Raw genomic sequence first — 26,394 nt, forward strand, 5'->3', positions numbered from 1 at the left:
CGCGGCCGCTCATGCGGCCTGTGCGTGGGGTTCGTCCTTCGGCACGGCGTCGAACGGGAACGTCATCGATACCCGCAGGCCGCCCTCGGGGCGATTGCCGATGTCGCACGCGCCCCCCAGCCTGAGCACGAGCCGCTCGACGATCGCGAGCCCGAGCCCGCTGTGGCCGTTCCCGCCGCGCGCGGGATCGAGCCGCACGAACGGCCGCGTGGCGGCCGCGAGGTCGCGCGGCGCGATGCCGCCGCCGCTGTCGCTGACCGACAGCACGTAGCCGGCCGGCGTGCGCGCCGTCTCGACGAATACGGGCGGTGCACCGTACGCATGCGCGTTGTCCAGCAGGTTCGACAAGATCCGGTCGAGCGTCGCCGTCGGCAGCCGGAAGCCGGGATCGGCCTCCAGCCGCGTCTGGACCGTCGGCGCATTCGGCGCAACCGCACGATAGCTACGCGCGATCCGCTCGCACGCCTGGTCGACCGGCACCGGCTCGCTGCGGTCGGCCCCGCCGTGCGCAAACACCAGGAACTGGTCGACGATGTGCGACATCGAGTCGACGTCGCGCACGACGCCGTCGCGCAGCCGTGCGTCGTCCATCATTTCGGCCCGCAGGCGCATCCGCGCGAGCGGCGTGCGCAGGTCGTGCGCGACGCCGGCCAGCATCACCGCGCGATCGCTCTCGGCCTGCGACACCTGCTCCACCATCTGGTTGAAGCCGTGCGTGAGCTGGCGCAGCTCGCGCGGGCCGCGCTCGCGCAGCGGCGGCACCGGCTGCCCGCGACCGAAACGCGCGACCGCGCGCGCGAGCGAGCGCAGCGGCTGCTGCAACTGCCAGGCCGCGAACAGCGCGGCGATCACGCCGGCCGAGAAGATCGTGCCGAGCCACAGCAGCATCCGGTCGAGCGAGCGCGGCGGCCGCAGCGGCTGCACGGGCACCACGATCCAGTTGCGGTCGGTCGGCTCCTTCACCCACAGCACCGGCGGATGGCCGGGCGTGCCGATCTCGACCTGCGTGCCGGGCGGCATGCGCTCGCTCACGTCGTCGCGGAACCGCTTCAGCGGCGGCGGCAGCCCCGAATCGCCGCTCTTCGGCACATCGGCACTATCGGGCGACACGAGCCGCACGCGCGACGGCAACGGCTGGTCGGGCGTACGCTCGATGTGCTGGCGCACCGCGTCGACGAGGAATGCGGCTTCCTCGACCGCATAACGCGTCTGCATCTGGTTGCGCTCGAGCCGCATCGCGAAGAACCACGCGAAGTGCGACAGGAGCAGGACACCGACGACGAGCAGCGCCAGCCGCCCGAACAGTGAATCAATGGGTTTGCGCATGGGCCTCGCCGTCGGGCACGAACACGTAGCCGCGCCCGCGGACCGTCTGGATGAAGCGCGGCGTCGACGGATCCGTTTCGAGGATGCGGCGCAGGCGCCACACCTGGACGTCGATGCCGCGGTCGGTGCCGTCGTACTCGGGCCCGTGCAGCAGCTCGAGCAGCCGCTCGCGCGTGAGCGTGCGCAGCGCGTGGTTCACGAAGATCTTCAGCAGCGCGAATTCGCTGCTCGACAGCGTGGCCGGCTTGCCGTCGACCGACAGCGTGCGCGCCTGGAAGTCGAGCAGGAAGCGGCCGAACGCGAACGGCTCGCGCTGCTCGGGCGCGGCCGCCGACGGCGTCGCGCGGCGGCGGCGCAGCACGGCCTGCACGCGCGCGAGCAGCTCGCGCGGATTGAACGGCTTGCCGAGGTAGTCGTCCGCGCCGAGCTCGAGCCCGACGATGCGGTCGACGTCGTCCGCCCGCGCGGTCAGCATGATCACGGGGATGTCGTCGCCGGCCGCGCGCAACTGGCGCAGCGCGGTCAGGCCGTCCACGCCCGGCATCATCAGGTCCAGCACGATCAGGTCGGGCCGCTCGCGCTCGAGGCGCTTCTCGAGCGTCGCTGCGTCGTGCAGCACGGACACTTCCATCCCCTGGCGCACGAGATAGTCGCGCAGCAGGTCTCGGAGTTCTTGGTCGTCGTCGACGATGAGGATCTGGGTAGTCATGGCTCGAAGTTTACCGCGCGAGGGCGGAGTCGAAGAACGAAACAAAGGGGCGAAAGGGTTACTGCGGGTTACCGCGCAAGGGAACTGTAATGCGCGGTAACCGGGCCGCCACCCCGCGTAACACCCGCCGGGGCCTGCATCGCTAACCTGCGTCTTACCGGATGCGGTACCCGACTTTCCCGGCACCGCATCGCCGGACCCTTTGGATACAAGGAGTTTCTGAAATGTATAAGAAGACTTCCCGCGTGGCCATCGCGGCCGCCACCGTGCTCGCTCTCGCATTCGGCACCGCGCATGCCGCGCAACCCACCGACGTGCCGCCGCCGGGCGGCCCCGGCATGCACCAGATGCACGGCGGGCACGAAGGCGGCCCGTTCGGCGCGATCATGAAACTGCACGACCAGCTGAAGCTCAACGCGTCGCAGGAACAGCAATGGCAGGCAGCCGTCAACACGATGAAGCAGAACCGTGACGCGATGCGCAAGAGCCACGAGCAGATGCGCGAGCAGTTCAAGGCGCAGCAGAACCAGCCGATCCTCGACCTGAGCGCGATGCACTCGGCACGCCAGCAGGCGGAGGCGCAGAACGCACAACTGCGCGAGCAGACGTCCGCCGCGTGGCTCACGTTCTACAACGGGCTGAACGACCAGCAGAAGACGATGGTCAGCACGGCGCTCAAGCAGCAGTTCGCGAAGATGGAGCAGCGCCACGAGAAGATGAAGGAGCGCTGGGAGCAGCATCGCGCGGCCGCGAAGGGCGCGTCGGCGCCGGCGCAGTAAGCCGGCGGGCCGCTCCCGCAGCGGCATCGAAGGGGACGCAGGCACCAGCCTGCGTCCCCTTTTCGTTTCAGGCGACGTCGAACAGCAGCACCTCGGCCGTGCGGCCACGCGCGAACGCCACCGCATCCACGCCGCCGATCCGCGCGCCGTCGCCGGCCGCCAGCGCGCGGCCGTTGACCTCGACCTCGCCGCGCACGACGTGCACGTAGATGCTGCGTCCGGCCGGCACGTCGAACGCCGCCGTCTCGTCGCCGTCGATCAGCCCCGCGAAGATGCGGGCGTCGGCCCGCACCGACAGCGCGCCGTCGCCGCCGTCGGGCGCCGCGACGAGCCTCAGCCGGCCGCGCTTCTCGTCATCGGCGAAACGCCGTTCCTCGTAGCCGGGCCGCCCGCCCCGTTCGGCCGGCTGCAGCCAGATCTGCAGCAGATGCAGCGGCCGGTCGCGCGACGCGTTGGTTTCGCTGTGCACGAGCCCCGTGCCGGCGCTCATCCGCTGAATGCCGCCAGTCCGGACGATCGCGCCGCAGCCAAGGCTGTCGCGGTGCGCGAGCTCGCCATCCAGCACGTAGGTGAGGATTTCGACGTCGCGGCGCGGCTGCATCCCGAAACCGCGCGTCGGCGCGATCCGGTCCTCGCTCAGCACGCACAGCGCGCCGACGGGCGGACGCACCGGCGCATGCCCGTCGCGGCAGACGGACGAAAAGCTGTGACTCGATTCGAGCCAGCCGTGGTGCGTGCGGCAGCGGTCTTCGGCGCGCAGGATCTGGAACATTGGGGCGGACGCTCGGGGCGCGGATGTTCTGTTCGGGTTTACCTCCACTGTAAGGGGAGGCCGGCAGCGCCACAATCCGCCGCCCGCGCACCGCATCGTTGCACCCGCACAACCAATTGCCGAAATATTCGTTGCGAATACCTCGATTGCCGCAACAGCCGAATCGAGGAATCGGTCGACCGCGCCGGATTGCCGTTTTCCGGGTATCGCGTTCGGGTAAAATACCGCCCTTTTGGCGTTCGCCCTTCCGGCGGTCGCCAACGCCAGAGCGCCGATCGGCGATTTTTGGCCGTCTAGAATACGCCGCGGCGCCCGGTTCGACCGGCCGCGAGCGCCCCCGGAAAGTCAGCAACAGAAGGATGGAAATGAAGAAGGCCGCCCTGTGCGCCGCCCTCGCCCTCGTGGCGGGCAGCGCCTTCGCGAAGGAGTGGAAGACCGTGCGGATCGGCGTCGATGCCAGCTACCCGCCGTTCGAGTCGACCGCGCCGAGCGGCGAGATCGTCGGTTTCGACGTCGATCTCACCAAGGAAATCTGCAAGCGGATCAACGTGAAGTGCGTGTGGGTGGCGCAGGATCTCGACGGGATCATCCCGGCGCTGAAGGCGAAGAAGTACGACGTCATCGTGTCGTCGCTGACCGTGACGGACAAGCGTCGCGAGCAGATCGACTTCTCCGACAAGGTGTACGACGCACCCGCGCGGATGATCGCGAAAACCGGCTCGCCGCTGCTGCCGACGGTCGCGTCGCTCAAGGGCAAGCGCGTCGGCGTCGAGCAGGGCTCCACGCAGGAAACCTACGCGAAGGCGTACTGGGAACCGCAGGGCGTGACGATCGTTCCTTACCAGAACCAGGACCAGGTCTATGCCGATCTCGGCACGGGCCGCCTCGACGCGACGCTGCAGGATGAACTGCAGGCCGACTACGGCTTCCTGCGCACGCCGCGCGGCAAGGGCTTCGCGTTCGCCGGGCCGGAAGTGAAGGATCCGAAGACGATCGGCGACGGCACCGCGATCGGCCTGCGCAAGGAAGATACCGACCTGAAGCTGAGAATCAACCAGGCGCTGGCCGACATGCACAAGGACGGTACGTACGACCGGCTGTCGCACAAGTACTTCTCGTTCAGCGTCTACTCGGCGCCGGCCCGCTGAACGTCGACAAGCAGCAGCGGATGCGGGGGCGGCCCCGCGTCCGGGCAGTACAGGCAGTCAACCACGCGCCGCCCGCCCCCTTGCCCGCCGTTCGCGCGACGGGCTCGCCCGGCACCGTTGCCGGGGCGGACGGTCATGATACGCACGGGGCGTTCCGCGCAGCTTGGCGGGCGCGTCTTTCGCGGCGCACGACGTGCACCGTCAGGGACCACACCAGGGACCACATATGTTTCTACAAGGCTACGGCCCGCTGATCCTCGCCGGCACCTGGCAAACCGTCAAACTGGCGGTGCTTTCGCTTGCGCTGTCGTTCCTGCTGGGGCTGCTCGGCGCCGGCGCGAAGCTGTCGCGCAACCGCGTGACGAACGGCGTCGGCACCGTCTACACGACGCTGATCCGCGGCGTACCCGATCTCGTGCTGATGCTGCTGCTGTTCTACAGCCTGCAGATCTGGCTGAACATGGCGACCGACGCGCTCGGCTGGGACCAGATCGACATCGACCCGTTCCTCGCCGGCGTGCTCGTGCTCGGCTTCATCTACGGCGCGTACTTCACCGAGACGTTCCGCGGCGCGTTCCTGTCGGTGCCGCGCGGCCAGCTCGAGGCCGGCAGCGCCTACGGGATGACGAACTGGCAGGTGTTCACGCGGATCATGTTCCCGCAGATGATGCGCTTCGCGCTGCCGGGCATCGGCAACAACTGGCAGGTGCTCGTGAAGTCGACCGCGCTCGTGTCGATCATCGGCCTGGCCGACGTCGTGAAGGCGTCGCAGGACGCCGGCAAGGGCACGCTGCGGTTCTTCTTCTTCACGCTGATCGCGGGAGCGGTCTACCTCGCCATCACGACGATCTCGAACTTCGTGCTGATGTGGCTCGAAAAGCGCTACTCGACCGGTGTCCGCAAGGCTGACCTATGATCGAACTCATCCAAGAATACTGGCGCAACTATCTGTACACCGACGGCTATCGCATCACCGGTGTCGCGATCACGCTGTGGCTGCTGGTCGTGTCGATCGGCCTCGGCTTCTGCCTGTCGGTGCCGCTCGCCGTCGCGCGCGTGTCGAAGCGGAAGTGGCTGTCGGGCGCCGTATGGCTGTACACGTACGTGTTCCGCGGCACGCCGCTCTACGTGCAGCTGCTGCTCTGCTACACGGGCCTCTACAGCCTGCAGGCCGTGCGCGGCACGCCGATGCTCGATGCGTTTTTCCGCGACGGGATGCACTGCACGCTGCTCGCGTTCACGCTGAACACCTGCGCGTACACCACCGAAATCTTCGCGGGCGCGATCAAGGCGACGTCGTACGGCGAGATCGAAGCCGCGCGCGCGTACGGGATGTCGCCGTTCACGATGTATCGCCGCGTGATCCTGCCGTCGGCGCTGCGCCGCGCGCTGCCGCTGTACAGCAACGAAGTGATCCTGATGCTGCACGCGACGACGGTGGCCTTCACCGCGACCGTGCCCGACATCCTGAAGATCGCGCGCGACGTGAACTCGGCGACCTACATGTCGTTCCACGCGTTCGGCATCGCCGCCCTGCTCTACCTCGTGATCTCGTTCACGCTCGTGTGGCTGTTCCGCCAGGCCGAGCGTCGCTGGCTCGCGTATCTGCGCCCGCAAGGCAAGTAAGTTTTCGCAGGACTATTGATGAACTCCCAGACCCAGAAGCTTTTCGTCGACGATCTCCACAAGCGGTACGGCGACAACGAGGTGCTCAAAGGCGTGTCGCTGAGGGCGAACTCGGGCGACGTGATCAGCGTGATCGGCTCGTCCGGCTCCGGCAAGAGCACGATGCTGCGCTGTATCAACTTCCTCGAACAGCCGAACGCGGGCCGCATCTTCGTCGACGGCGAGGAAGTGCGCACCGCGCTCGACAAGACGGGCGCGCTGCGCGCGGCCGATTCGAAGCAGCTGCAGCGCGTGCGCACCAAGCTGTCGATGGTGTTCCAGCACTTCAACCTCTGGTCGCACATGAACGTGCTCGAGAACGTGATGGAAGCGCCGGTGAACGTGCTCGGCATCCCGAAGAAGGAAGCCGAGGACCGTGCGCGCGAGTATCTCGAGAAGGTCGGCCTCGCGCCGCGCGTCGAGAAGCAATATCCGTCGCATCTGTCGGGCGGCCAGCAGCAGCGCGTGGCGATCGCGCGGGCGCTGGCGATGCATCCGGACGTGATGCTGTTCGACGAGCCGACCTCGGCGCTCGACCCGGAGCTGGTGGGCGAAGTGCTGAAGGTGATGCAGAAGCTGGCCGAAGAAGGCCGCACGATGATCGTCGTCACGCACGAGATGGGCTTCGCGCGCAACGTGTCGAACCACGTGATGTTCCTGCACCAGGGGCGCGTCGAGGAACAAGGCGTGCCGTCCGAGGTGCTCGCGAACCCGAAGAGCGACCGCCTGCGCGCGTTCCTGTCGGGCAGCCTCAAGTAACGCCCGCCACGCGCCACGCCCGAACGGGCGCCCCGCGGTTCACCGCGCGGCGCCCGTTTTGCGTTTACGCGGCGCTCACCGGCGCGCCGTCGGCGAACGCGCGCAGTTCGTCGCCCGCCAGCCGGTAACGTACCCATTCGCTCTGCGGCGCCGCGCCGACGCTTTCGTAGAAGCGGATCGCCGGCTCGTTCCAGTCGAGCACGCTCCATTCGAAACGCCCGCAGCCCGAGTCGACCGCGATCCGCGCGAGCGCCTTCAGCAGCCGCAGCCCTGCGCCGGCGCCGCGAAAACGCGGCGACACGTACAGATCCTCCAGATACAGCCCCTGCCGCGCGAGCCACGTCGAATAAGAGAAGAAATACACGGCGAAGCCGGCCGGCTCGCCGTCGACCTCGCACATCAGCGCACGCGCCGGCGAGCCTTCGCCGAACAGGCTGCGTTCGAGCGATTCGGGCGTCGCGACGACTTCGTGCTCCGCCTTCTCGTAGACGGCCAGTTCGGTGATGAAGCGCAGGATCAGCGGCACGTCGGCGACGGTGGCGGAACGGATATCGATTTGCACGGGTTGAGCCCTCCTCCGGCCCGGATGTGAAGCGGAAAACAGCGGGAAAACGGTGCCGCGCACCCGCGCTGGCGCCGTTCGAACCGTCATGCTACGTTCACGCCACGCCTGCAGGAAGTGCAGTTTCTTCATCCAGACCTGAACATGATGCATCCCGATCTGCGCCGCCTCGACCTGAATCTGCTGCTCGTATTCGACGCGCTGTACCGCCATCGGTCTGTCGCGGCGGCCGCGCATGAGCTCGCGTTGAGCCCGTCGGCGTTGAGCCACGCGCTCGCCCGGCTGCGCGACGCGATCGGCGATGCGCTGTTCGTGCGCCTCGGCAACGAGATGCAGCCGACCGTGCGCGCCGACGACATCGCCACCTGGGCCGGCGACGCGCTCGACGCGATGTCGAAAGGGCTCGCCCGCGCGCGCCGCTTCGATCCCGCGCAAAGCGACCGCACGTTCGTGTTCGCCGCGACCGACTACACGGCGTTCGCGGTGCTGCCGGCGTTCCTCGCCCGCATCCAGCACGTGGCGCCGCACCTGCGGGTCCGCGTCGTCCATTCGGACCGCAAGATTTCCGTCGACGAACTCGCGGCCGGCCGCATCGACTTCGCGCTCGGCTACCACGAGGAATCGGCGGCCGACGCGCCGGGCATCGAGGATTTCGACTGGTTCTCCGACGACTACGTCGTGATCGCGAGCGCCGCGCATCCGGACATCCGGCGGCGGCTGACGCTCGACCAGTACCTGGCGGCCCGCCACGTGGTCGTCACGCCATGGAACGAGTCGCGCGGTGTCGTCGACTACGTGCTCGACCGGCTCGGTCTCGCGCGGCATGTGGCCGTGCAGTTGCCGACCGTGCTGGCCGCGCCGTTCGTGATCGCGGAGTCGGCACTCCTGATGACGGTGCCGAACCGCGCCGCGCAGGCGCTGCGGCATGCGGCGCCGATCCGCATCTTCCCCGCGCCGTTCGAGATCCCGCGCTACACGGTGAAGGTCTACTCGCACGCGAAGCATGCGCGCACCGATGCGCACCGCTGGATTCGCGCCCAGTTACTCGACGCACGGCCGCCCCCAGACTAAGCGCGGCGCGTTGCGGGGCGGGGGGTTTCAGGCGTCGATCGGCGCTGTCGGCAATCGCCCGAATCATTACGAAATACTTACCAATTTCGCGACTTTCACGCTTACGCCGGCGCCCCGGCGACGTCAATAGTGGCAATCCTTGACCCATACCCGCGGAATCCATGTCTCCCTTGCGGGACAAGGGTTTTCCGGTAATCAGGAACCCTAGGGACACCTGTTGCACACCGTGTTGCATGGCAATTTGGCGACAGCGGTTAGTCAAACAACGATTTCCGTCGCCACAAAATTGTATTTTTGCTAAATTAGTAACCAAAGTAGCAAAACGAAGTTCGTGAAATGTAGTTTAGCTTCACGACACAACAAGGAGACCCCGCAGGCCGACCCGGCTGCGCGGGACCGCTCAACGGTTTTCCGTCTGCTTGCCCGCGTGCCGCGCTTACCGGCCCTGCACGAGGTCTCCCTGGTTATCCCGCTTTTGCCCGGCGCTCGCGCTCCGGGCATCTCGTGCAGTCTGGGTTGACTTTTTGACAGGGTATGGAGGAGATGATGAAGAAAGCTTTGGTCGCGGCCGCGCTGATGGCTGCTGGGGTGGTGACGGCGCACGCGCAGAGCAGCGTCACGCTGTATGGCCGCCTGGATGCAGGCATCGAGTACATGAACGGCCTGCAAAACGGCCACCAAGTGCGCGCGGAAAGCGGCGACTGGGGCACGAGCCTGTGGGGCTTGAAGGGTAGCGAGGACATCGGCGGCGGCAACAAGATCCTGTTCCACCTCGAAGGCGCGTTCAACACGATGACGGGCGGCTTCAGCGGTTCGATCTGGGATCGTTTCGCGACCGTCGGTATCTCGAACGACCGCTACGGTACGCTGCTGTTGGGTCGCGAACTCGCGATCGCCAACGGCGTGTGGGACTTCGACCCGTTCGGTCAGTCGTCCTGGTCGACGGCCTCGCTGGTGCGCGGCCGCAACTGGAACAAGACCAGCAACAACGTGTCGTACCAGTCGCCGTCGCTCTACGGCCTCGACTTCTACGGCCAGTTCTCGTTCTCGAACTCGACCAGCTTCAACGGCAACACGACGGCCGGCCAACCGGGCCGTGCAATGGGCGGTCAGGTCACCTACACGAACTCGCTGTTCCAGTTGCGCGGCATCTACGACGAAACGCGCGACAGCAACGGCCGCTTCTCGGACGTGTTCAACTACTCGCGTGAATACTTCGCGGGCGTGAACGTGTTCCTCGGCCAGTTCAAGGTTCAGGCCGCCTATCAGGCATCGCGCGCCGACGGCAGCGGTGGCCCGGCAGTGAACGCCGGCGTGACGGGTACGCAACAGGTGTGGGGCGGCGTGACGTGGCAGGCCACGCCGGCAGCAGCGCTGATCGCGGCCGTGTATCACGTGAACGCGAACCACGGTGGCGGCAACGCGAACATCTACACGGTCGGCGGCTCGTACAACATCTCGAAGCGCACGCTGTTCGACCTGCAGGTCGCGACGGTGCGCAACAGCTCGTCGGCCAACTTCGGCCTGAACGCGAACGGCGCCGGTACGGCCGTATCGACGGGCAACCCGCATCAGGGCGGCAGCCAGACCGGCGTCTACGCCGGCATCCAGCACCTGTTCTGATCAGGCGCCGTCAAAGAACGATTCGACAACACTTTCCACGCTGCTGCGAGAGGCGCGTATCGGTGCGGTACCCAACCGGGTATCCGCACCGTTTTTTCTTGGGCATCGGGTTCGTACGACCCGTGGCCCGATCGGCCGAAGCGGCCGGGAAGTTAATCGAATGGCGCGGACGCGGCGCTCAGACGGCCGCTTCGTTCTCTTCGCCGGTACGGATGCGGATCACGCGCTCGACGTCCGACACGAAGATCTTGCCGTCGCCGATCTTGCCGGTGCGCGCCGCACCGATCACCGCGTCGATCACCTGATCGACCTGCGCTTCCGCGACGACCACCTCGATCTTCATCTTCGGCAGGAAATCGACGACGTATTCCGCGCCGCGATACAGCTCGGTATGACCCTTCTGGCGGCCGAAGCCCTTCACTTCCGTCACGGTCAGGCCCGTGAGCCCCACTTCGGCGAGCGCTTCGCGGACTTCGTCCAGCTTGAACGGCTTGATGATGGCGGTGATGCGTTTCATGATGGTTGTCCCTCAATGCTCGTTTGGATGAAAAATCGCGTTCCCGATTGTAAGCCGGCGGGCCGCCTCCGGCCCAGCACGGCTCAATCGAGCCGTTCGGTGAAGCGTGACGTGATCGGGTAGCGCCAGTCGCGCCCGAACGCGCGATGCGTGACGCGGATGCCGATCGGCGCCTGGCGGCGCTTGTATTCGTTGATCTTGATGAGCCGCGTCACGCGCTCGACGTCGGCCTGCGCATAGCCGGCCGCGACAATCTCGGCGAGCGGCCGGTCTTCTTCCATGTACATCCGCATGATCGCGTCGAGCACGTCGTATGGCGGCAGGCTGTCCTGGTCGGTCTGGTTCTCGCGCAGCTCGGCCGACGGCGCGCGCGTCAGGATTCGCTCGGGAATCACGTCGCGCAGCCCGTAGTCGGTCGTTGCGTTGCGATAGCGGCACAGCCGGTACACGAGCGTCTTCGCGATGTCCTTGATCACCGCGAAACCGCCGGCCATGTCGCCGTACAACGTGCAATAGCCGACCGCCATCTCGCTCTTGTTGCCAGTCGTCAGCACGATCGAGCCGAACTTGTTCGACAGCGCCATCAGCAGTGTGCCGCGGATACGCGCCTGGATGTTCTCCTCCGTCGCGTCTTCCGCGCGGCCCGCGAATTCGCCCGCGAGCGCGACGCGGAACGCATCGAACATCGGCGCGATCGCGATCTCGTCGTAGCGTACGCCGACGCGCCGCGCCATCTCCGCCGCGTCCGTCGTCGAGATGTCGGCCGTGAAGCGCGACGGCATCATCACCGCGCGCACGCGCTCGGGCCCGAGCGCATCACATGCGACGGCCAGCACCAGCGCCGAATCGACGCCGCCCGACAGCCCGATCAGCACGCCGGGAAAACCGTTCTTGCCGATGTAGTCGCGCACGCCGGTCACGAGCGCGCGGTACACCTGCGCGTCGGTCGACAGCTCGGGCGCGATCGCGCCGGGCAGTGGCCGCGCGCCGTCGAATTCGACGATCGCGTGCCCTTCGTCGAACTGCGGCATCTTCGCGACGAGCCCGCCCTCGCCGTCGAGCACGAACGACCCGCCGTCGAACACGAGTTCGTCCTGGCCACCGACGAGGTTCACGTACACCATCGGCAGCCCGGTCTCGCGAATCCGCGCGCGCAGGATGTCGATGCGCACCGCTTCCTTGTTCAGGTGATACGGCGAGCCGTTCGGGATCAGCAGCACCTGCGCGCCGGCCGCCTTCGCGATCTGCGCGGCCGACGCATGCCACGCGTCCTCGCAGATGATCACGCCGTATTTCACGCCGTTCAGCTCGAACACGAGCGGCTCGGTGTCGGTCGCGAAATAGCGTTTCTCGTCGAACACCTCGGCGTTCGGCAGATCCTGCTTGCGGTAGGTGCCGACGATCTCGCCGCCGACGATCAGCGATACCGCGTTGAAGGTGTCGGTAGGCGGCACGCCGCGCTCGATCGGGCGGTTTGCATTACCATCGACGGCTGACGCGCGCGCATCGTCGCCCGCCCCGCTGCCCGGACCGCGCAACGGGTGGCCGACCAGCACCGCGAGCCCGTCGAACGCTTTCAGCGCGTCGGCGAGCGCATCGAGCGCGGCGGCCGCCGCCGCGTAGAACGCGGGCCGCAGCAGCAGGTCTTCGGGTGGATAGCCGGACAGCGCGAGTTCGGGTGCGACCATCAGTTGCGCACCATCGTTGTGCGCGGCGCGTGCGGCCGCGACGATCCGCGCGACGTTGCCGGCGAAATCGCCGACGGTGACGTTGATCTGGGCGAGAGCGAGTCGGGTCTTCATGGCGGGATCGGCGCAACCCGGCGGCGCGCCTTGAACGGCTGACGAAATCGACCCGGATGCGGGCCACGGCGGCCCGCATCCGGCAACATCCAACGGTACGGATTCACGCTTGAAACACGAACGCATCGATTATCGCACGGGCATCCTGTCGTCCCCCGCCGAAGTGCCGGCCGACGAATGGAACGCGCTGCTCGCGCGCGACGCGCAGCCCACGCCGTTCCTGCGCCACGAATTTCTCGACGCGCTGCACGTCGCGCGCTGCGCGGTGGACGACACCGGCTGGTCGCCGCACTTCGTCACGCTGACCGACGCGAACACCGGCCGCCTCGCGGCCGCCACGCCCGTCTATGCGAAACAGCATTCGTACGGCGAATACGTGTTCGACTGGGCGTGGGCCGACGCATACCAGCGCAACAACCTGCCCTATTACCCGAAGCTGCTGTGCGCTGTGCCGTTCACGCCGGTGCAGGGCACGCGCCTGCTCGCGGCCGACGACGACGCGCGCCGCCGGCTCGCGGCCACGCTGCTCGCGTTCGCCGAGCAGAGCGACGTGTCGTCGCTGCACGTGCTGTTCCCGACCGGCGACGAAGCGCGGCTGCTCGAATCGATGGGGATGATGCTGCGCGAAGGCGTGCAGTTTCACTGGCTCAACGACGGCTACCGCCACTTCGACGATTTCCTCGGCACGCTCGAGCAGAAGAAGCGCAAGAACATCCGCGCGGAGCGGCGCAAGGTGCACGACGCGGGTGTGACGTTCCGGCGGCTCACCGGCGACCAGATCACCGACGCCGACTGGCGCTTTTTCTCGCGCTGCTATCGGCAAACGTACCGCGAGCACTATTCGAGCCCGTACCTGAACCTCGACTTCTTCCGCACGATCGGCGCGACGATGCCCGAGAACCTGCTGCTCGTGATCGCGGAAGCCGACGGGAAACCGGTCGCGAGCGCGCTCGCCGTGTACCGGCGCGGCGAACACGGCGGCGGCACGCTGTACGGCCGCTACTGGGGCGCGATCGAGCACGTGCCCTGCCTGCATTTCGAAACGGCCTACTACCAGTTGCTCGAGTTCTGCATCGAGGCCGGGCTCGACACCTTCGAGGGCGGCGCGCAGGGCGAGCACAAGCTCGCGCGCGGGTTCCTGCCGACCGTCACGCACTCCGCGCACTGGCTCGCGCATCCGGCGTTTTCCGATGCGGTCGCGCGCTTTCTCGAACGCGAGACCGAGCATATCCACGCGTATGTCGACGAACTGCGCGAACACGATCCGTTCCGGCGCAGCGCCGGCTAGCGCGATCCGGCGCACCGGCATGCGGCGAAGCCAGGCGTGGCCTCGCCGCATGTCGCACGATCGTCGCCGGGTCAGTGCGCGGCGAGCGTCACCGTCTGCGACAGCGCCTGCGGATCGCGCGACGACGCGGCCGCCGACAGCCCGTAGCTGCCGGCGCCGATCCGCCATGCGTGCGCGCTCGCATCCCACACCGCGAAGCGCTGTGCCGGCACCGCGACGCTGACCGTGCGCGCCTCGCCCGGCTGGAGCGCGACCTTGGTCCAGCCGACGAGCCGCTTCGGCGGCTCGCCGAGCGACGCGGGCAACGCGGCGTAGATCTGCACCGTGTGCGTACCGGCGCGCGAGCCCGTATTCGTCACCGTCACGCCGACCGTCACGTTGCCCGCTGCGTCGGCCTGCGCGGACATCGCCGACAACGCATACGTCGTGTACGACAACCCGTAGCCGAACGGGAACAGCGGCTCGATCGCCTTCGCGTCGAACCAGCGATAGCCGTACGCGAGCCCTTCCGCATAGACGTTCCGCAGATTCGACGGATCGATCGTCGGCTGCGGCAGGTCGGCCTCCTGCTTCGGGAACGTCAGCGGCAGCCGGCCCGACGGGTTCGCGTCGCCGAACAGCAGGTCGGCGATCGCCTGGCCACCCTGTGCGCCCGGATACCACACGTCCAGCACGCCATGCACGTTCGCGAGCCACGGCATCAGCACCGGGCTGCCGTTCTCGAGCACGACGATCACGCGCTTCGCCTTCGCGGCGACCGCGGCGATCAGCGCGTTCTGGTCATATTGCTGGTTGTACGGGTCCGCCTTCGCATCGGGCAGCGACAGGCTCGCAAGGTCGAGCCCTTCCGTCTGCCACTGCGTGGCGAACACGATCGCGACATCGGCCTGCGCGGCCGCGGTAGCCGCGGCGTTCGCGTCGGTCCCGTCGAGATAGCTGACCGACGCATTCGGCGCCTTCGCGCGGATCGCCGCGAGCGGCGCGGACTTGTACCAGGTCGCGCACCCGCCGAACAGCATGTCGGCCGGCTGCTGGCAGGACGTCACCGCATTGCCGTCGATCGCCGGCACCGCGCCCGAGCCGCCACCCGACAGCACGCCCGCGTCCGCATGCCCGCCGATCACGACGACCGACTTGAGCGTGCCGGCAGCCAGCGGCAGCACCGGCTGCGTGTCGCCGGGTGCGGCCGCGTTCTTCAGCAGCACCGCCGCTTGCCGTGCGATCGCGAGCGCATCGGCATTGCCGGCGGCTTCGTCGATCGCGCCGCCCGGCTTCGGCGGCGCGTCCATCACGCCGATGCGGATCAGCGTGCGCAGCTTGCGCTGCACCATGTCGTTCAGCCGCGCGGCCGACACGCTGCCGGCCTGCAGCGCCGCGCGCAGCTTCGAATTGAAGTACGAGCCGAGCGGCGCGTTGCCGTCGTCGGCCGCGCCCGGCTGTTCCTCGTCGAGCCCGGCCTGCACGGCGGCGACCGTCGAATGCGTCGCGCCCCAGTCCGACTGCACGACGCCCTTGAAGCCCCACTCGTTCTTCAGCACCGTCGTCAGCAAATACGGGTTCTCGCACGCATACACGCCGTTCAGCTTGTTGTACGCGCACATCACGTTGCCCGGCTGGCCGTCCTTCACGCCGATCTCGAACGCGAGCAGTTCGGCCTCGCGCATGGTCCGCTCGTCGACGACCGAATCGACCGTCATCCGGTTGGTTTCCTGGTCGTTGAACGCGAAATGCTTGATCGTCGCAATCACCTTCCGCGCCTGCGTGGCCTGCGTGCGCGCGGCGCTCAGCGTGCCCGCGAGCACCGGGTCCTCGCCCATGTATTCGAAGGTGCGGCCGTTGCGCGGCTCGCGCGCGAGGTTCACGCCGCCGCCGAGCCCTTCCGCGAAGCCGAGCGCGCGCAATTCGAGCGCGATGCGCGTGCCGTAGGCGCCCGCGAGCGCCGGGTCCCATGTCGCCGCGAGCGCGACCGGCGCGGGCAGCGCGGTCACGCGCGCATTCTTCACGTTCACGCCGCCCGCCGAATCGGCGCTGCTGACGGCCGGAATGCCGAGCCGCGGCACGCCCGGGATGTAGCTCGCGCCGTTCAGCGCGTCGGCCGGGAACGGGCCGCCCAGGCTGAGCGCCGGCATGCCGGTGCCATGCACGAGCTGCAGCTTCTCGTCGGTCGTCAGTTGCGCGACGAGCGCGGCCGCGCGCTGGTCGGCTGCCGCGTCGGGGTCGGCCGGCGCGGTCGGGGCATGAATGTCGTCGCCGCCGCACGATGCGAGCAGCACCGTGAGCGCGCACGCGGACGCAATCGTCGAACACCGGAACAGCGAAGTTTTCATTGATCCTCCAGAATCGTTCTGTTGTACTTGTCGCCTCACTCCAGCGTCCGAGTCTAAAAATCAACCGGTCACCACGCTTGACCGGCAGGAGCATGCGTTGACCTCTCGCAGCGGGGACAAACCCGAACGGCATGACGACAGGGAGACAGACATGGAGTTGCAACAGAAATCGGTATCCGTCCGGATCTACCGCTGGCTGTGCGAAGACGCGCGTGCGAACGGCATCGATCCCGCACCGCTTTACGAGACGCTCGGCATCGGGCCGGCCGAGCTCGCCGACGACACGCGCCGCATCGCGGGCGACCGGCATGTGGCCGCCATGCAGCAGACGAGCGGCTGGCCGCTGTCGTGGCATCGCCCGCCGCCGGAGGTCGTGCCGTGGCTCGTGCCGTTTCCCGAACTCGCCGGCATCACCTGCAACGCGGCGACACTGCGCGACGCGCTGCACGGCTACCTGCGCTATCGCGAGCTGATCGGCAACGTCGACTGGGTCTTCGCACACGAGAACGACGACGCGATCGCGCTCGAGTACGTGAACGAAGGAGACGGCCGGCACGCGGGCAGCGCGTTCGCGAACCTCGCGATTCTCGCGGCGCTCGCGCGCCTGTACGACCCGCACGTGCGCATCGACGATGCCGAATTCGTCGGCCGCGCGTTTGCGCCCGTTGCCGCGCTGCGCGACATGCTCGGGGCGCCGGTATCGTTCGATGCCGCGCACAACCGCATCGTGCTGCGCTCCGCGCACGTCGACACGCCGTTCGAGCGCTACAACGCGCCGCTCGCCGGTATCCAGCGTCATGCGGCCGACGCCGCGCGCGAACGCGTGCGCGCCCGCTCGACGTTCGGCTCGTCGGTCGAGCAATGCGTGCGCGACTGGCTGCGCACGTCCGACGACGTCGACGTGCCGACCGATACGCTGATGCAGCACGTGTGCACGCGCTTCGCGATGTCGCGCTGGACGCTGCGCCGGCGGCTGCATCGCGAAGCGGTCGGGTTCCATGCGCTCGTCGCGCAGGCGCGGCTCGGCGAGGCGCGCGACCTGCTGCTCAACACGCAGTTGCCGATCGGCGAGATCGGCGTGCGCGTCGGCTTCCGTTCGACGAGCGCGTTCACGCGCTTCTTCACGCGCGAACTCGGCGCGGCGCCGAGCCGCTTTCGCGACGGGCACGGCGACCGGTGGCGTTGACGCCCGTTTTTTCTGAGACACTGGCGGCTTCGCATCCCGCCGCCCCGCCATGTCCTGGTTTCTGTATCTGATCGAATGCGCCGACGACAGCGTCTACACGGGCATCACGACCGATGTCGCCGCGCGCTTCGACGAACACGCGTCCGGCAAGGGCGCGCGCTACACGCGCTCGCGCAAGCCGCGCGCGGTGCTCGCGTCGTTTGCGCTGCCCGACCGGTCGAGCGCGTCGCGCGCCGAATACTGGGTGAAGCGGCTCACGCCCGCGAAAAAGCGCGAGCTGGCGGCTGGGTTGCGCACGCTGGAATCGGTGTTGCCGGTGGTGGTCGCGCTCGACGAGGCCGGCGACACGGCCGGGACGAAGGCCACGGCGCGCGGGCGGAAGAAGGAGAAGGCGGAAATCGTCGACGATGCGGCGACGGCGGCTGCAACGGAACAGGTTGCCGGGAAAAAGGTGAAGGCCGGGAAAGTTGTCGGGGCCGCAACGGCCGCGAAGACGGCGAAGCCCACAGAGGGCACCCCAGCGTCGAAGTCGAAGTCGAAGTCGAAGTCGAAGTCGAAGTCGAAGTCGACGAAATCAAATCAAGCTGCACCGGACGCGCAACGTGCAAAAGCCGACGGCAATGCTGCCGCAAAAAAGACCACGTCGCGTAGCGCACCGGTAAAGAAAACCGGCTCGCACTCTTCCACGCCGTCAAAAAGGAAGGCGCCGACCACTGCCGGCAAACCCGGCGCGAGCGTACGCGAAGCGGCCGCTTCCGCACCGGCCCGGCGCCGTCCAGCGGCCAAGAAAGCCGCCGCCGCGATCGCTCCGTCCGTTGCCCCGCCCAGAACGAAACGCGCGAAGAAAGCGCCGGCTGTCCCGCCCGCGCCCGTCTCCCCGTCCGCTCGCCCGAAAACCGCACGCGCAAAACAAAACCGCGCGGCCTCCTGAGGAGACACGCGCGGTTTGCGTTCCGTACGAACCGGCCGTCGGCCGGCACGCCGCTTACTTCTTGTAGTTCGCGGCGCCGTCGGTGATTTCCTTGTGCGCGGCTTCGATGCCGGCCCAGCCTTCGACCTTCACCCACTTGCCCTTCTCGAGCGCCTTGTATTGCTCGAAGAAGTGCTTGATCTGATCCTTCAGGTACTCGGGCACGTCGTCGATCGTCTTCAGGTTGGCCGTCATCGGGCAGATCTTGTCGTGCGGCACCGCGACCAGCTTCGCGTCGACGCCTGACTCGTCGGTCATCTGCAGCATGCCGAGCACGCGCGAACGCACGATCGAGCCGGCCAGCAGCGGGAACGGCGTGATCACCAGCACGTCGACCGGATCGCCGTCGCCCGACAGCGTCTGCGGGATGTAGCCGTAGTTCACCGGGTAGCGCATGCCCGTGCCGATGAAGCGGTCGACGACGAGAAGGCCCAGTTCCTTGTCCGCCTCGTACTTCACCGGATCGCTTTGCGCGGGAATCTCGATGATCACGTTGAAATCTTGCGGCAGGTCCTTGCCGGCCGGAACATGATTGAAGCTCATGAGCACTCTCTGTAGGTCGATGGGAATTCGGGACAGGGCGCCGCGGCCGATGCACCGCCGCGGGCATTCCCCAAAAGGAATGCGCCATTATAGCCAATCGACCGGTGGCGTCCTGATGACGATCGGCGCGATAATCGTTCCGGATGTCGGGCCGTCGAAGCGGCGGCCTGTTGCACGTCGACCACAAAGCATGGAGCCCGGGCAAGCGCTGAAGCGCTCACTTGGGTCGACCGCTATGCATGGGACCCAAGTAACCACTAAAGCGCTAACTTGGGTCGACCGCTTTGCATGGGACCCAAGTAAGCGCTAAAGCGCTAATTTGGGTCGACTCGCGTTGCATGGGACCCAAGTAAGCGCTAAAGCGCTAACTTGGGTCGACAGGAGGAGGCATGGAAGAGGCGAAGCATTTCATCGCGGGCGAATGGACGTTGCCCGCGCAACTGGAAACCATCGCGGTCGTCGATCCGTCCGACGGCCAGCCGTTCGCGACGATCGCGCGCGGCACCGCGCCCGACATCGAACGCGCGGTCGCCGCGGCCCGCGACGCGTTCGCGGGCCCTTGGGGCGCCGCCAGCGCCGCCGAACGAGGCCGCGTGCTGATGCGGCTGTCGGCGCGCGTGGCGGATTCGATCGAGGAGCTCGCCACGATCGAGGCGCGCGACACCGGCAAGCCGCTGAAGCAGGCGCGCGCCGATGCCGCCGCGCTCGCGCGCTACTTCGAGTTCTACGCGGGCGCCGCCGACAAGCTGCACGGCGAAACCCTCCCCTACCAGGCCGGCTACACGGTGCTGACGGTGCGCGAGCCGCACGGCGTCACCGGCCATATCGTGCCGTGGAACTACCCGATGCAGATCTTCGGGCGCAGCGTCGGCGCGGCGCTCGCGGCCGGCAACGCGTGCGTGGTCAAGCCGGCCGAGGATGCGTGCCTGTCCGTGCTGCGCGTCGCCGAGCTGGCCGCCGAGGTCGGGCTGCCGGCCGGTGCGCTCAACGTCGTCACCGGCTACGGCCATGAAGCGGGTGCCGCGCTCGCGCGCCATCCGGGCATCGACCACATCTCGTTTACGGGTTCGCCGGCCACCGGCAAGCTGGTCACGCAGATGGCGGCCGAGAACCACGTGCCCGTCACGCTCGAACTCGGCGGCAAGTCGCCGCAAATCGTGTTCGCCGATGCCGATCTCGACGCCGCGCTGCCCGTGCTCGTAGCCGCCATCGTGCAGAACGGCGGGCAGACCTGCTCGGCCGGCAGCCGCGTGCTGATCGAGCGCGCGGTGTACGAGCCGCTCGTCGAGCGCCTCGCCACCGCGTTCAACGGGCTGCGCGTCGGCCCGAGCCGCGCCGATCTCGACTGCGGCCCGCTGATCAACGCGAAGCAGCAGCAACGCGTGTGGGATTTCCTGTCCGATGCGCAGCACGACGGCATTCCGATGGCCGCGCACGGGCAGGTGGTCGCCGACGCGCCCGAAAGCGGCTTCTACCAGGCACCCGCGCTGTTGCGCGACGTGCCGCCGTCGCATCGGCTCGCGCAGGAGGAAGTATTCGGCCCCGTGCTCGCGGCCATGCGTTTCGTCGACGAGGACGAAGCCGTCGCGCTCGCGAACGGCACGCCGTACGGCCTCGTCGCAGGCATCTGGACCCGCGACGGTGCGCGCCAGATGCGGCTCGCGCGGCGCCTGCGCGCGGGCCAGGTATTCATCAACAACTATGGCGCGGGCGGCGGCGTCGAACTGCCGTTCGGCGGCGTCGGCCATTCGGGCCACGGCCGCGAGAAAGGCTTCGAGGCCCTGTACGGTTTCACCGCGCTGAAGACGATCGCGATCCGGCACGGCTGAGCGCACGGCACGCGACAGGCAGCCGGCAGCGGCCGGCAGCCCGTCGACACGCGACGATCCTCGTCACCAGCACAGGAGACACACCATGCGGTTGAGCGGCAAGACGGCCATCGTCACGGGCGGCGGCTCGGGGTTCGGCGAAGGCATCGCGAAGACCTATGCGCGCGAAGGCGCGAACGTCGTCGTCAACGACCTGAACGGCGCGGCGGCCGAGCGCGTCGCGAGCGAGATCGCGCTCGCGGGCGGCAAGGCGATCGCGGTGGCCGGCGACGTGTCGAAAGAGGACGACTGGCGCGCGCTGCTGCAGGCCGCGCTCGAGGATTTCCATGCGGTGCAGATCGTCGTGAACAACGCGGGCACCACGCACCGCAACAAGCCCGTGCTCGACGTGACGGAAGCCGAATTCGACCGCGTGTACGCGGTCAACATGAAGAGCCTGTTCTGGTGCGTGCAGACTTTCGTGCCGTACTTCCGCGCACAGGGCGGCGGCGTGTTCGTGAACGTCGCATCGACGGCCGGCGTGCGCCCGCGCCCGGGCCTCGTCTGGTACAACAGCACGAAGGGCGCGATGATCACCGCCAGCAAGTCGCTCGCGGCCGAGCTCGGCGCCGACCGTATCCGCGTGAACTGCATCAACCCGGTGCTCGGCGAAACCGCGCTGATGACCGAGTTCATGGGCTGCGAGGACACCCCGGACAATCGCCGCCGCTTCCTCGCGACGATCCCGCTCGGCCGCTTCTCGACGCCGCAGGACATCGCGAACGCCGCGCTTTATCTTGCATCCGACGAAGCCGAATTCATCACCGGCGTCTGCCTCGAAGTCGACGGCGGGCGCTGCATCTAGTCGTACCGGGCCGCACGATCGGCCCGTCTTGCTTCGCACGAAACCGGATCGGGCACCACCACGCCTGCTCCGGCCCACTACAACGACAGCGGTGCATCGGATCGAGGTAGCCGCCCAAGCGCCGACCTCGATCGACCGCAAAGCATGGGACTCAGGTAACCGCTAAAGCGCTAACCTGGATCGACAGGAGACAACATGGCAACATCGACGCAGTCGCTGCCGGGCTCGTCCGGCGCATTCGAGGAAGCAACCTACCGCAAGGTGTCGTGGCGGCTCGTGCCGCTCCTCCTGCTGTGCTACGTGGTCGCGTATCTCGACCGCGTGAACGTCGGGTTCGCGAAGCTGCAGATGGCGAGCGACCTGAACCTGAGCGATACCGTGTACGGGCTCGGCGCCGGGATCTTCTTCTTCGGCTATTTCCTGTTCGAGGTGCCGAGCAACATCATCCTGCACCGGGTGGGCGCCCGCGTGTGGATCGCCCGCATCATGGCGACATGGGGCGTGATCTCGATCCTGACGATGTTCGTCACGACGCCCGCGATGTTCTACGTGATGCGCTTCCTGCTCGGCGTCGCCGAAGCGGGCTTCTTCCCCGGCGTGATCCTCTACCTCACCTACTGGTATCCCGCGCACCGGCGCGGCCGGATGACGACGTTCTTCATGACGGCCGTCGCGCTGTCCGGCGTGATCGGCGGGCCGATCTCGGGCTTCATCCTGAAGGCGTTCGACGGCGTGAGCGGCTGGCACGGCTGGCAATGGCTGTTCCTGCTCGAAGGCATTCCGTCGGTGCTCGCCGGCGTGCTCGTGTTCTTCACCCTCGACGAGCGGATCGCGAAGGCGACGTGGCTGACCGACGAAGAAAAGGCGCTGCTCGCCCGCAACGTCGACGCGGAGGAAGCCACCAAGGAGGACCTGCCGCTCGGCGCCGTGATGTCGAGCCCGCGCGTCTGGCTGATGGCGCTGATCTATTTCTCGTTCGTGATGGGGCTCTACGGCGTCGGCTTCTGGCTGCCGACGATCATCAAGGCGACCGGCGTGACCGACACGTTCATGATCGGCCTGCTGTCGGCGATTCCGTATGCGGCCGCGGTGGTCGCGATGATCCTGATCGCGCGCAGCGCGGACAAGCGCCGCGAACGCCGCTGGCACCTCGCGATTCCGGCCGCGATCGGCGCGGTCGGCCTCGTGCTGTCGGTGATCTGGGCGCACCAGACGGCGCTCGCGATGCTCGGCCTCACGCTCGCGACGATCGGCATCCTGACGACGCTGCCGCTGTTCTGGAGCCTGCCGACCGCGTTCCTCGGCGGCACGGCCGCCGCCGCCGGCATCGCGATGATCAACTCGATCGGCAACCTCGCCGGCTTCCTGAGCCCGTACCTGATGGGCTGGCTCAAGCAGGTGACGGGCACCAACGATGCGGGCATGTACATGCTGGCCGGGTTCCTCGTGCTCGGCGGGCTACTGGCGCTGTCGGTGCCGAAGCGGCTCGTCGACAAGTGACGACGCGCGGCGCGTAAAGGCGCGCCCGGATCGATCGAACACGCCGGCCGATTCCCGGCCCGTTTCTCCCCGATACGCCCCGACGTCCGGCATGGCCGGTCGCCGGGGCGTTTTCAATTCCGGACGGGCACAACCCGGATCGGCCGAGTGTCTCGCCCATCCGACGGCAGCCCCTTTATCACCCAAATTATTCCCTTATGCTCCTTTATATATGGAACAATAAAGATAATTAAGGAATCGTCGATAGCTCATGTTCCACACCGTCGAAGACACTGCCGCCCGCTTGCGCGTCCATCCGAAGACCGTCCTGCGGTTCATTCGCGACGGCAAGCTGCGCGCGACGCGGGTCGGCCGTGCCTACCGCATCCTCGAGGCCGACCTCGCCGCGTTCGCCCGGACGGAGCCGGCCTCGCCCGCGCCGCGTGCGGTGCGCGTCACCAGCATCGTCGACATTCCCGATGCGTCGCAGTCGCTGCACCAGTACCTGTCGCGGTCGCTGCACGCGTTGGCGTCCGGCCGCACATCGTACGTCGACCCCGTGCGAATCGACGTCACGTTCGATCCCGCCTCGAGCATGGTCAAGATCATCGTGACCGCGACACCGGCCGACACGGCCGCGCTGATGTCGTCGCTCGACATGCTGCTGCAGCAAAGCGGGACATGAGCGCAATCTTCAAGTCATCCCGCCATGCCCGCGCGATTCGCGCCGCGTACGCGGCCGCGCTGTCGCACTGGCCGGCCGGGCATCGGCGCGTCACCGTGCAAACGCGTCATGGCGCGACGCACGTCATCGCCTGCGGTCCCGAACACGCGCCGCCGGTCGTGCTGATCCACGGCGCACAGACGACGGCGGCAAGCTGGCAGCATCACGCGACCGACTGGGCGACGCACTTCCGGCTCTACGCGATCGACGTGATCGGCGAAGCGGGACCGAGCGCGCCGTCACGCCCGCCGCTCGCGGGCGACGCCCATGCGCAGTGGCTCGACGACGTGCTCGACGGCCTGCAGGTGTCGCGCGCCGCGTTCGTCGGCATCTCGCTCGGCGCGCGAACGGCGCTCGACTTTGCGTTGCGGCGGCCGCCGCGCGTCACCCGGCTCGCGCTGCTCTGCCCGTCCGGCATCGGCAGGCAGAAGCCGTTTCTGTGGTGGGCGCTGCCGCTGTTGCTGCTCGGCGATGCCGGGCGCGCATGCGTGCGGCGGCGCGTGCTGGGTCGCCTGCCACCCGCATCGACGCCGGCCGAACGGGACGCGCTCGCCCTGATGCGCGCCGTCGACCGCGGCTTCCGGCCGCGCATCGAGCCGATTCCGGTATTCGACGACACCATGCTCCGCACGTTGTCGATGCCCGTGCTGGCGATCGTCGGAGGCCGCGACGTGATGCTCGATTCCCGCGACACGCAGGATCGCCTGACGCGCCTCGTGCCGCACGCGCAGGTGCGGCTTCTTCCCGAGCAGCCTCACTTCATCCGCGGGCAGCGCGACACCGTGCGCACTTTTCTCTCATCGACGGACACGCTCGACATGCCCCATCGAATCGTTCAGGCCGCCGGCAGCCGCGTGCTGGTCCGCGATCCTTCCGCCGGCCTCGTGCAACGGGAAAGCGACGCGCTCGATCTCGTCGCGCTCGCGCACGAGCATGAAGCCGACTGGATCGCGGTCGCGGCGGACACGCTGCACGACGACTTCTACCGGCTCGACAGCGGGCTGGCCGGCGCCGTGCTGCAAAAGCTGACCAACTACGGCGTCCGGCTCGGCGTGGTCGGCGACATCGACCGCCGGCTCGCGCGCAGCGAAGCGCTGCGCGCGCTCGTTCGCGAGTGCAATCGCGGAAAATCGGTCTGGTTCGTCGCGAGCGAGGACGACCTGCTGCGCAGGCTCGGCGCGTAACGCGCTGCGGGCCGCCCCTGCCTCGCCACAGGCGAAAAAAAGCCCCGAAGGCCGATCGGCGTTCGGGGCTTTGTACGCAGCGCAGCTGCCGCGCAGCGTCACACGACGGTAATCGCCAGCGCGCTTTCGCGGTAGTGCTTCGCGGCCTTGTCGGTTTCGCCGAGGTGCTCGAACAGGCGGGCGAGCGCACGATGCGCCCGCACCTTCAGCGCCTCGTTGTCGGCCAGCTTCAGCGCCGATTCGAGGAACGACTGGGCCTTGCCCCACAGCTGCTGCTGCTGGCAGAGGCGGCCGAGCGCGAACAGCAGGTCGGCATCTTCCGGATGATCCTTCTTCCAGCCTTCGGCCTTCTGGATCAGCGGCAGCGCATCGGCGCCGGCCGTGTCCGGATAACGGCGCAGCAGGCGTGCATCCCAGTTGTGCGCGAGCGCGTCCTCGACGATGCGGCGCGCTTCGTTGCGGCGCTCGAGCGGCACCAGCAGCTCGGCCGCGAGATCGGCCAGACGCGGCGACTGGCGCTCGACCGGCGACAGCGACTGCCACACTTCGAGCAGCGCGTCCGGATCGTGCCGGCGTTCGCGCAGCAGGTTTTCCGCTGCCTGCTGGCGCAGCCGCACGGCCGCGGCCGGATGCAGCGCCTCGCGCTTTTCGAGCGCCTTCGCGAGCTTCAGCACTTCGGCCCAGTTCTTCAGTTGCTGCTGGGCACGCAACGCGACCTGCTGCGCATGAATGCGCTTGCCGCCGGCCTGCATGTCGGCCAGCGCGGCGAGCGCGCCGTCGGCGTCGCGGGCGTCCGCGCGCATGTCGGCCGCGGCGAGCAGCCGTGCATCCTGCCATTCGGGCGCGTCGACCTTCGACAGCCAGTCGTCGCGGCGCGTGTACTCGTGCATCCGGTGCGCGGCCGTGGCCCCGACGAGACTCGCGGCGCCCAGGTTCGCGTCGACGGTCAGCGCTTCGCGCGCGGCCTTCTCCGCACGCGAGAAGCGGCCCGCGTACAGGTTCGCGATCGCATCGCGCAGCGACGCCTGCGCCTTCTCGTTGCGCGAACGCGCTCGATACGCGGCGACCCGCTGCGGCATGCGCCAGATGTTGCGCACGATGCGCAGCAGCGCGTACACGACGATGAACAGCACGACGATGGCGATCACGAACAGGTTCAGCGACACGTCGATCCGGTACGGCGGATAGACGAGCAGCACCTGCCCCGCGTCGAAACGGCCGACGGTGGCGAGCGCCGCGGCGATCGCGAACAGGACCGCGAGCCAGACGATTCCTCGAAGCGTCATC

At 67.9% G+C, this 26,394-nt stretch carries 24 protein-coding genes; 15 read left to right on the forward strand and 9 right to left on the reverse strand.

All coding sequences use genetic code 11. The annotated features are described in order from the left end of the window. Positions 1 to 9: 9 nt before the first annotated feature. Complete coding sequence (locus tag JMF86_RS11900; protein WP_011694353.1) at positions 10 to 1,326, reverse strand: ATP-binding protein; 1,317 nt, start codon at positions 1,324 to 1,326, stop codon at positions 10 to 12. Next, complete coding sequence (locus JMF86_RS11905; RefSeq protein WP_006493394.1) at positions 1,310 to 2,035, reverse strand: response regulator; 726 nt, start codon at positions 2,033 to 2,035, stop codon at positions 1,310 to 1,312. The genes JMF86_RS11900 and JMF86_RS11905 overlap by 17 nt, the downstream gene beginning before the upstream one ends. A 224-nt stretch (positions 2,036 to 2,259) precedes the next feature. Between JMF86_RS11905 and JMF86_RS11910 the strand changes: the two genes are divergently transcribed. Further along, positions 2,260 to 2,814, forward strand: coding sequence for a periplasmic heavy metal sensor (locus JMF86_RS11910; RefSeq protein ID WP_011545928.1), 555 nt, complete (start codon positions 2,260 to 2,262; stop codon positions 2,812 to 2,814). 67 nt (positions 2,815 to 2,881) lie between these two features. On the opposite strand, the gene JMF86_RS11915 is transcribed toward JMF86_RS11910, so the two are convergent. After that, the gene (locus JMF86_RS11915; protein ID WP_011694354.1) at positions 2,882 to 3,586 is read right to left on the reverse strand and encodes a pirin family protein; all 705 of its coding nucleotides are present in this window, start codon (positions 3,584 to 3,586) and stop codon (positions 2,882 to 2,884) included. Between the two features lie 365 nt (positions 3,587 to 3,951). On the opposite strand from JMF86_RS11915, the gene JMF86_RS11920 reads away from it, so the two are divergent. The 4 genes from JMF86_RS11920 to JMF86_RS11935 all read left to right on the forward strand — a co-directional run bounded on the left by JMF86_RS11920 (position 3,952) and on the right by JMF86_RS11935 (position 7,158). Further along, positions 3,952 to 4,734, forward strand: coding sequence for an ABC transporter substrate-binding protein (locus JMF86_RS11920; protein WP_011545930.1), 783 nt, complete (start codon positions 3,952 to 3,954; stop codon positions 4,732 to 4,734). Between the two features lie 226 nt (positions 4,735 to 4,960). Continuing rightward, positions 4,961 to 5,650: an ABC transporter permease gene (locus tag JMF86_RS11925; RefSeq protein ID WP_006489645.1), complete on the forward strand. Its 690-nt coding sequence runs from the start codon at positions 4,961 to 4,963 to the stop codon at positions 5,648 to 5,650. Continuing rightward, the gene (locus JMF86_RS11930) at positions 5,647 to 6,360 is read left to right on the forward strand and encodes an ABC transporter permease (protein ID WP_011545931.1); all 714 of its coding nucleotides are present in this window, start codon (positions 5,647 to 5,649) and stop codon (positions 6,358 to 6,360) included. The genes JMF86_RS11925 and JMF86_RS11930 overlap by 4 nt, the downstream gene beginning before the upstream one ends. A gap of 18 nt (positions 6,361 to 6,378) precedes the next feature. After that, entirely contained in the window at positions 6,379 to 7,158 is a 780-nt protein-coding gene (locus tag JMF86_RS11935; RefSeq protein WP_011545932.1) for an ABC transporter ATP-binding protein, read from the forward strand. A 64-nt stretch (positions 7,159 to 7,222) separates the two neighbouring features. On the opposite strand, the gene JMF86_RS11940 is transcribed toward JMF86_RS11935, so the two are convergent. Continuing rightward, positions 7,223 to 7,720 carry a GNAT family N-acetyltransferase gene (locus JMF86_RS11940; protein WP_012328987.1) on the reverse strand — a complete coding sequence of 166 codons (498 nt, stop codon included), beginning with the start codon at positions 7,718 to 7,720 and terminating at the stop codon, positions 7,223 to 7,225. Between the two features lie 144 nt (positions 7,721 to 7,864). Between JMF86_RS11940 and JMF86_RS11945 the strand changes: the two genes are divergently transcribed. After that, positions 7,865 to 8,791 (forward strand): LysR family transcriptional regulator, encoded by a 927-nt coding sequence (locus tag JMF86_RS11945; RefSeq protein ID WP_011545934.1) that lies wholly within the window; start codon positions 7,865 to 7,867, stop codon positions 8,789 to 8,791. Between the two features lie 543 nt (positions 8,792 to 9,334). After that, entirely contained in the window at positions 9,335 to 10,414 is a 1,080-nt protein-coding gene (locus JMF86_RS11950; protein WP_011545935.1) for a porin, read from the forward strand. A 178-nt stretch (positions 10,415 to 10,592) separates the two neighbouring features. Here JMF86_RS11950 and JMF86_RS11955 read toward each other — a convergent pair whose 3' ends face one another. Beyond that, positions 10,593 to 10,931, reverse strand: a complete 339-nt coding sequence (locus tag JMF86_RS11955; protein ID WP_006398637.1) for a P-II family nitrogen regulator — start codon at positions 10,929 to 10,931, stop codon at positions 10,593 to 10,595. An 83-nt stretch (positions 10,932 to 11,014) separates the two neighbouring features. Continuing rightward, complete coding sequence (locus tag JMF86_RS11960) at positions 11,015 to 12,733, reverse strand: NAD+ synthase (RefSeq protein ID WP_011545936.1); 1,719 nt, start codon at positions 12,731 to 12,733, stop codon at positions 11,015 to 11,017. A gap of 109 nt (positions 12,734 to 12,842) precedes the next feature. On the opposite strand from JMF86_RS11960, the gene JMF86_RS11965 reads away from it, so the two are divergent. Continuing rightward, a complete protein-coding gene (locus JMF86_RS11965; protein WP_011545937.1) occupies positions 12,843 to 14,021 on the forward strand; it encodes a GNAT family N-acetyltransferase in 1,179 nt (392 codons plus the stop codon). A gap of 71 nt (positions 14,022 to 14,092) precedes the next feature. Here JMF86_RS11965 and JMF86_RS11970 read toward each other — a convergent pair whose 3' ends face one another. Beyond that, the gene (locus JMF86_RS11970) at positions 14,093 to 16,348 is read right to left on the reverse strand and encodes a glycoside hydrolase family 3 C-terminal domain-containing protein (RefSeq protein ID WP_011545938.1); all 2,256 of its coding nucleotides are present in this window, start codon (positions 16,346 to 16,348) and stop codon (positions 14,093 to 14,095) included. 151 nt (positions 16,349 to 16,499) lie between these two features. Here JMF86_RS11970 and JMF86_RS11975 point away from each other — a divergent pair, with 151 nt between their 5' ends. Next, on the forward strand, positions 16,500 to 17,534 hold the full coding sequence (locus JMF86_RS11975) for an AraC family transcriptional regulator (protein WP_011694356.1): 1,035 nt from the start codon (positions 16,500 to 16,502) through the stop codon (positions 17,532 to 17,534). A 49-nt stretch (positions 17,535 to 17,583) separates the two neighbouring features. Then, entirely contained in the window at positions 17,584 to 18,465 is an 882-nt protein-coding gene (locus tag JMF86_RS11980; RefSeq protein WP_201317001.1) for a GIY-YIG nuclease family protein, read from the forward strand. A 54-nt stretch (positions 18,466 to 18,519) separates the two neighbouring features. Here the strand turns inward: JMF86_RS11980 and ppa are convergent, their stop codons facing one another. After that, positions 18,520 to 19,047, reverse strand: a complete 528-nt coding sequence (ppa, locus tag JMF86_RS11985; protein WP_006489643.1) for an inorganic diphosphatase — start codon at positions 19,045 to 19,047, stop codon at positions 18,520 to 18,522. 389 nt (positions 19,048 to 19,436) lie between these two features. Here ppa and JMF86_RS11990 point away from each other — a divergent pair, with 389 nt between their 5' ends. The 5 genes from JMF86_RS11990 to JMF86_RS12010 all read left to right on the forward strand — a co-directional run bounded on the left by JMF86_RS11990 (position 19,437) and on the right by JMF86_RS12010 (position 25,107). Further along, positions 19,437 to 20,876, forward strand: a complete 1,440-nt coding sequence (locus JMF86_RS11990) for an aldehyde dehydrogenase family protein (protein ID WP_011545941.1) — start codon at positions 19,437 to 19,439, stop codon at positions 20,874 to 20,876. An 85-nt stretch (positions 20,877 to 20,961) separates the two neighbouring features. Beyond that, the gene (locus JMF86_RS11995) at positions 20,962 to 21,720 is read left to right on the forward strand and encodes an SDR family oxidoreductase (protein ID WP_011545942.1); all 759 of its coding nucleotides are present in this window, start codon (positions 20,962 to 20,964) and stop codon (positions 21,718 to 21,720) included. 195 nt (positions 21,721 to 21,915) lie between these two features. Further along, on the forward strand, positions 21,916 to 23,220 hold the full coding sequence (locus JMF86_RS12000) for an MFS transporter (protein ID WP_006478124.1): 1,305 nt from the start codon (positions 21,916 to 21,918) through the stop codon (positions 23,218 to 23,220). A 250-nt stretch (positions 23,221 to 23,470) separates the two neighbouring features. Then, entirely contained in the window at positions 23,471 to 23,884 is a 414-nt protein-coding gene (locus JMF86_RS12005) for a helix-turn-helix domain-containing protein (RefSeq protein WP_011545943.1), read from the forward strand. After that, complete coding sequence (locus JMF86_RS12010; protein ID WP_011545944.1) at positions 23,881 to 25,107, forward strand: alpha/beta fold hydrolase; 1,227 nt, start codon at positions 23,881 to 23,883, stop codon at positions 25,105 to 25,107. Before JMF86_RS12005 ends, JMF86_RS12010 begins: the two co-directional genes overlap by 4 nt. Positions 25,108 to 25,205: 98 nt before the next feature. On the opposite strand, the gene JMF86_RS12015 is transcribed toward JMF86_RS12010, so the two are convergent. Beyond that, positions 25,206 to 26,393, reverse strand: coding sequence for a heme biosynthesis protein HemY (locus JMF86_RS12015; protein WP_011545945.1), 1,188 nt, complete (start codon positions 26,391 to 26,393; stop codon positions 25,206 to 25,208). Position 26,394 lies beyond the last annotated feature (1 nt).

Origin of the sequence: Burkholderia sp. E168m15, assembly GCF_016586105.1 — a bacterium.
In the GTDB taxonomy this organism is placed as follows: Bacteria; Pseudomonadota; Gammaproteobacteria; order Burkholderiales; family Burkholderiaceae; genus Burkholderia; species Burkholderia orbicola.